Source organism: Bradyrhizobium elkanii WSM2783 (genome assembly GCF_000472865.1).
In the GTDB taxonomy this organism is placed as follows: domain Bacteria; phylum Pseudomonadota; class Alphaproteobacteria; order Rhizobiales; family Xanthobacteraceae; genus Bradyrhizobium; species Bradyrhizobium elkanii_A.
The window spans coordinates 1-6,401 of record NZ_AXAP01000174.1 but is presented as its reverse complement, the minus strand read 5'-3'; the positions used below and the strand labels follow the sequence as shown (position 1 = coordinate 6,401).

Annotated in this window: 4 protein-coding genes and 1 pseudogene; 4 read left to right on the top strand and 1 reads right to left on the bottom strand. The window is 59.7% G+C overall.

Annotated features, from left to right (window positions below; genetic code table 11):
• The first annotated feature begins 12 nt into the window (after positions 1-12).
• From YY7_RS0149145 to YY7_RS56085, 3 genes and pseudogenes are all read left to right on the top strand, one after another.
• Positions 13-861: an NAD(P)H-binding protein gene (locus YY7_RS0149145; protein WP_063623468.1), complete on the top strand. Its 849-nt coding sequence runs from the start codon at positions 13-15 to the stop codon at positions 859-861.
• A gap of 419 nt (positions 862-1,280) precedes the next feature.
• Positions 1,281-1,523 (top strand): hypothetical protein, encoded by a 243-nt coding sequence (locus YY7_RS0149140; protein ID WP_155255684.1) that lies wholly within the window; start codon positions 1,281-1,283, stop codon positions 1,521-1,523.
• Between the two features lie 666 nt (positions 1,524-2,189).
• A pseudogene (locus YY7_RS56085) lies at positions 2,190-3,627 on the top strand (IS1182 family transposase).
• Positions 3,628-3,877: 250 nt separating this feature from the next.
• On the opposite strand, the gene YY7_RS0149130 reads toward YY7_RS56085, so the two are convergent.
• A complete protein-coding gene (locus YY7_RS0149130; RefSeq protein WP_028169335.1) occupies positions 3,878-4,696 on the bottom strand; it encodes an alpha/beta fold hydrolase in 819 nt (272 codons plus the stop codon).
• A gap of 484 nt (positions 4,697-5,180) precedes the next feature.
• On the opposite strand from YY7_RS0149130, the gene YY7_RS0149125 reads away from it, so the two are divergent.
• Positions 5,181-6,104: a LysR substrate-binding domain-containing protein gene (locus YY7_RS0149125; RefSeq protein WP_028169334.1), complete on the top strand. Its 924-nt coding sequence runs from the start codon at positions 5,181-5,183 to the stop codon at positions 6,102-6,104.
• The last annotated feature ends 297 nt before the right edge of the window (positions 6,105-6,401 follow it).

The window sequence follows — 6,401 nt, the reverse complement described above, 5'->3', positions numbered from 1 at the left end:
AATGTCACGGAGATGTTGCTCGCCAAGGGGCACAACGTGCGAGCTTTGGTGCGCCGGGAGGATGACCGCGCCGAGGCCCTGCGCCAGCTCGGCGCCGAGGTCATGCAAGGNGACCTGACCGACCTCATCGCGATGCACCGCGCGATCGAAGGTTGCACGAGGATCTATTTCGGCATGTCGGTTTCGGCCGATTACTTGACGGCCACGGTCAATACCGCTGCCGTGGCGCGTCACCACGGCGTCGAAGCTTTCGTGAACATGTCGCAGATGACCGTCACGCAGATGAGCATCACCGAGAGCACCGACAGCCCGCAGCACAAACTGCACTGGCTGGCGGAACAGGCTTTGTCCTGGTCGGGCCTCCCGGTCGTCACCATGCGGCCCACGGTCTTCCTCGATGGGTTCTTCCGGCTTTTCGCTGCCCCGGGCGTGCGGGACGCCGACGAACTGGCGCTGCCAATGGGTCGGNGGAAAACCTCTCCGATCTCGGCTGTGGACGTNGCGCGCGCCGTATCGGTCGTCCTCGAGGANCCCACNCCGCACATCGGCCAAATCTACAATCTGANCGGTTTTGAATCGGCGGATCTGGAGCACTACGCGCGCGTGTTCTCCGAGGCGCTGGGTCGGCCGATCCGCTATCGCGACGTGCCACTCTCCGCCTGGAGCGAAAAGCTTCGGGAGGCGGGCGTGCCGGCGCACATTGTCAAGCACCTCTCCGTGATGACGGAGCTGAACAAGCAGGGCCGCTACGATCGTATGACCGACGACCTTTTCAACCTCACAGGCCAGAAGCCGATCAGCGTGTACGACTTCGTCAAGCTGCATGCCGCTGANTTCACGCGAGCTGGAGCCGCGGCTTGAGCGGTCCGTTCGAACCGGAATGGTCGTCTCGTCCTGTCACAGCGGCAGCGTTCTCACGCAGCCAGGTCAGTCCATTTACGTCGTTTTGACCGCACGCCGGCTACTTCCGGTATTCCCCGATGAACGGACTTTTTGGGTGTCCGTCGGCAGGTCTCAAATGGGCCAAACGCGGACATAGATGGTGAGATGCGCGACTAATTGATCGTAGGGGTGGCGCACGTTCGTTCGCCGCGTCGTTAAACCGAGCCGTTCGTTCAAAATTCCAGAAATACTTGACCCTGGGGAATCGCTGCCAGCCCCGCGGCAAAAGAGCCCATCACATTTCATGGAACTCGAGCTATGATTGTATGCGGCGAGGTTTTCTACTCGCCTCCACGGATAACGAAATCTGTCCGTTTAACAAAAATTGGGAGAATACCATGCAGTTTGCCCGCGCAGCCGCATTTGGATTGATCGCCCTCGGTCTGGCCGGAACGCCCTTGTTTGCCCAACAGAATGTACCGGAAATTGCGCCAAACCAACTTGTCGAGCAAATGCTGCGCAGCGCTCAAAAAGATGACGGAGGTATCGTGGAATTCCGGGGATATGTTGGTCCATCAACTCCGGAGACAGTCAAACTGTACCGGACCCTTTCTCTTTCGAGTTACTTTGAAATTCCCTGAAGCTCGATTGTAAACGCGGTGCAGGAGGGAGACCCGAAGACGGGACCGGTGAAACTTTACGTGCGCGGCTCCGCGACGATCGTTACTTCGGTGCGTCATAGCGCCGGACTTGGTCCGCTCTCACAGAGTGCAGGGGTCCTCGCAGCAATGCGAACAGGAAACAGCGACCAAATCCGCCCACGATCTGCTGCAGACTGCTTTGGAGTGTGTGGGGCTGCCCTTTTGGGCGCAGGTAGGCTCGCGGATATCGCATGCGCCTCCTGCTTGCTTGGGGCGAGCTGATCTACGATGCGCGGTGCCGCTAGAGAGGCACCGCGCTCTTCTGTATTGTAGGCTTTGCTAGGAGCTGTCGCCGGAGCTTCGGCCCCTCAAGTACCGAGCCCGCGGCGTCGGCGCATAGGGAGCCTCGTAAGCGCTTCGCTAATGCCCACCCGTGTCCGCGGTGGGTCACTAGTGCTCTGACCCATCGCAATATTTCAGCGTGGCCGCTAGAAGCTGACATCTACGCTGTGCGAGCAAAGGCGGCCTAACCACTCACTCCCTCAATGGGCTGTCGCCACTCTCTTCAGGAAAGCAACGGGGTCCGCTATGGGCCCAGGCTGTGTGAAAACGCTCTGTTTGCCGTGATTCGCGCGATAAGATTCCCTGCGTTTGCGGGGGCATCTAATGAAGCGCTTTGTTGAAGGGGTGAACCGCGGACAGAGCACGTTGTTCCCTGCACCTGTTCGACGACTACGTGGCCGAGGACAATCCGGTACGTGCGGTTGATGTGTTCGTCGACGGGCTCGATCTGGCCAAGCTCGGTTTCGTTGGCGTCCAGCCGCTCGACACGGGGCGACCCGGCTACCATCCCGGCATGATGCTCAAGCTCTACATCTACGGCTACCTCAATCGCGTGCCGTCGAGCCGACGCCTGGAGCGGGAATGCCAGCGCAATATCGAGATGATCTGGCTGACCGGGCAGTTGGCGCCGGACTTCAAGACCATCGCGGATTTCCGCAAGGACAATGGCAAGGCCGTTCGTGAGGTCTGCCGCGAGTTCGTCGCGCTGTGCCGCAAGCTTGACCTGCTTGTTGCAGCGACCGTCGCCATCGATGGATCGAAGTTCAAGGCCGTCAATGCGCGGGACAAGAACTTCACCGAGGCGAAGATGAAGCGGCGCCTGGAGCGGATCGACGAGAGCATCGCCCGTTATCTCTCACAGCTCGATACCGCCGATCGGCACGGCGATGCAGTGCCAGAGGCGAAAGTTGCGAGGTTGAAGGGCAAGGTCGAGAAGCTCAAGGAGGAGACCGTCCGGCTCAATGCCATCAATGCGGAGATGATGAAGAGCGAGGACAAGCAGATCTCGCTGACCGATCCTGACGCGCGCTCGATGGCGACAAGCGGCAAGGACACCGGGATCGTTGGCTACAACGTGCAGATTGCAGTCGATACGCAGCATCATCTCATCGTGGCTCACGAGGTGACCAACGTGGGCACCGATCGCCACCAACTCGCCAACATGGCCGGGCAGGCTCGCGACGAGATGGCTGTCGAGACGCTCGAAGTCGTGGCAGACCGCGGCTATTACGATGGAGAGGAGATCAGGGCCTGCGAGGAAGCCGACATCACGGTGACGTTGCCGAAGCCGATGACTTCGGGCGCCAAAGCTGCTGGCCGCTTCGGCAAACAGGACTTCGTCTATGTCGCCGCCGACGATGTTTATCGCTGTCCCGCCGGCGGGCGGCTAACTTATCACTATGCGAACGTAGAGGACGGAAAGACACTGCGTCGCTATTGGACAAGCACCTGCAAAACCTGCGCGCTAAAAGCTCAGTGCACGACAGGCCCCGAGCGTCGCATCTCACGCTGGGAGCACGAAGCCGTTCTGGAGAAAGTTCAGGATCGGCTCGACCACAACCCCAATGCAATGGGTGTCCGCCGTCAGACAGCGGAGCATCCGTTCGGCACGATGAAGTGTTGGATGGGAGCAACGCACTTTCTCACGAAAAAGCTGACAAAGGTGGCCACCGAGATGGCGCTCAACGTGCTCGCCTACAATATGAAGCGCGTGATAACGATCATGGGCGTAGGTGGATTGCTGGAGGCGATGCGGGCGTGAGGCCGGCCTCTGCGCGACCAAATCAGCGCCTACATGAAGCTCCTGATTGCCACCGAGATGAGAGGTCGATTCCACCGAATTAGAAGTTCGGCGGCCGCGAGATGCGCCAGTGCGCCCCAAGTTGCGTGATTTTCACACAGCCTGGGCCAAAAGCGGCAGTCGCATACCGTGTCGTGAACTGGAAGGAGACGCCGCCTTACAAACGGCATCTCCTTCGTGCGAAGGCGATTGACGGAGGAGAGATGCCGGGTCAAGACCTGATGAACGCGAGTAGGTCGGGGTTGAGGACATCCGCATGCGTGGTGAGCATGCCATGGGGATAGCCGGCATAAATCTTCAGCGAGCCGTTCTTAAGTAAATCGACCGCACGCGGCACTGAACTTGCGAACGGGACGACTTGATCAGCCTCGCCGTGCATCACCAGCACCGGCACGGTGATCTTCTTGAGGTCTTCGGTATAATCTTCGAGCCAAGAGTCGACGGTTGCGTAATGAGCGAGGGCACCGCCGGCCATGCCTTGGCGCCACCAGTTCGCAATGATCGCCTCCGAAGGCTTCGCCCCTTCTTGGTTGTAGCCGTAGAACGGATTCTCAGGGACGAAACGGTAAAACTCCGACCGGTTGCCCAGCACGCCTGCGCGAATCGCTTCGAACCACTCCGGCGGTTGACCGGACGGGTTGTCCTTGCTCCGGTACATGTTCGGCGTCAGTGAAGCGACCAGCGCCGCCTTCGCGACGCGATCCTGGTGCCGAGCGACATAGCGAGCCACCTCACCGCCGCCTGTGGAGTGGCCGATGTGGATCGCGTCGCGCAGGTTGAGATGCTCAGTCAAAGCCGCGAGGTCGGCAACCCAATGGTTCATGTCGTTGCCGGTACCGGGCTGGTCGGACCGGCCGTGGCCGCGCCGGTCATGAGCGATCACCCGATACCCGTGATGAAGGAAGAACGTCATCTGGGAATCCCAGTCGTCCGCTGTCAGCGGCCAACCATGGCTGAAAACGATCGGCTGACCCGATCCCCAATCCTTGTAGAAGATTTTTACGCCGTCTGTCGTCGTGATCTTGGGCATCGCGGTGCTCCATCTGCGCTATCGGATTTATTGAAAGGTTTGCGGACGGGTGTCTAAAGAAAGCAAGCGAGCCCGAGCTGATCAGGCCACAGATCGCGCCCCCTGGCTTTCCAAAAGACACGATGTTCAGCGGCCTCGCCGGCGAGCCCTTGCCGTGGCAACACCCGATCGCCGACGCGTTGTCGGCGGATCCGGCGCGGCGCTATTCGCCGCTTTTGCGCATTCGCGCGCATTTCCCGCTAAATGAGGGAAATCACTCTCGATCGCGCTGCAGAATTGTTGAGGCCGTACCGAATTGCGATCACGCCGTGCCTATCGGCCTGGAGTGCTGGGATCACTTTGCTGAAGACGATATGAGGCTTCGGCGAAGACATTGTTCGTTGTCCTTTTCTTGGTTGAAGACTACGAAACGGTAAATCCCTCCTTGGCTCCTGACCAAGACCTTGTAGGCTTCAAGCTATGCCTGGAAGACATACGAGGGATCATGGAGCTCCGGCACCTGCGCTATTTCGTTGCCGTCGCTGAAGAAGGCAGCCTGCTGAACGCCGCCGAGCGGCGACTGAACACCTCCCAGCCGTCGCTGAGCCGGCAAATTCGCGATCTAGAAGCCGAAGTCGGCGTCCAGCTATTGGAGCGCCAGGCGCGAGGCGTGACGCTGACGGCCGCCGGAAGGGTATTTCTTGATCACGCGCGGCTGGCGCTGCTGCAGGTTGAGGCCGCAACGGAGGGCGCCCGGCAAACAGCGCAACCGCAACGGCCCGTCCTTTCGATGGGTTTTCTCGTCGGGCTGGAGGTGATGTGGCTCCCTCAGCTGCTGCGTATGCTCCGCGAGGAAGCACCCGATGTCGACGTGACGCTCAGTACGCAATCTTCGCCAGAACTCGCACCGGCATTGATGCGGGGAAAGCTGGACATCGCTTTCCTTCGTCCGGAAAAAGACAACGACGGCGTCGTTTTCAAGATATTGGCAAAGGAGCCCTTAATTGCCGTGCTGCCGGCCGAACACCGCCTGGCATCACGGAAGAAGATTCGTCCGCAGGATCTCGCCCGCGAGATCTATGTCAGCTCGGCAAGAACATCGCCGGTCTTGCAGGATGTCATACAGAACTACGCATCCCGAGTCGGCATTACCCTCAACGCGAAGTATGAAGGCGAAAACATATCATCGGCCATGTCGCTCGTGGCCTCCACGGGCGGAATTAGCCTCGTCCCACTCTATGCGCAGAACATGCTTGCACCGAACGTCGTCGCCAGAGCGCTTGAGGGCGGCACTCCAACGGTCGATTTGGCCTTGGGATACAATCAGGCAAATCCGTCGCCCTTGCTGCGTCGGCTTTTATCCCGCACGGACGAATTGGTCGCGAACGTCCAGAACCAGAGCATCATCCGATACGTTGAAGCTCAGTAGCTGGCGACGGTAAACGTCCGCTTTGGGTGTGCGCCGTGACAAGGCGGCGCTTTCCAGTGGGTGCAAGTCCCACCCGGCAAACGCTCCAGCCGGAAGCAATCGGAGCAGTCATGGAGGTAACGAAGTGGCTGAAGCCTTCGATTAGCGTGTCACGAATTGGTGACAGCGCGAGTGTGCAGGCCGTAACGCGAGTGAACGCCGAGCAAGCCTCGAAAAGGACGATGCGCAGGCCGACCCGATGACCCTTTCGGGGAAGGCTGATACGGCTGGGGCGAAGTGAGCGAAGCAATACCTCCA

Coding starts and splice junctions, on each gene's coding strand:
- YY7_RS0149140 (WP_155255684.1), top strand. CDS start 1,281: ATGCAGTTTGCCCGCGCAGCCGCATTTGGATTGATCGCCCTCGGTCTG.
- YY7_RS0149125 (WP_028169334.1), top strand. CDS start 5,181: ATGGAGCTCCGGCACCTGCGCTATTTCGTTGCCGTCGCTGAAGAAGGC.
- YY7_RS0149130 (WP_028169335.1), bottom strand. CDS start 4,696: ATGCCCAAGATCACGACGACAGACGGCGTAAAAATCTTCTACAAGGAT.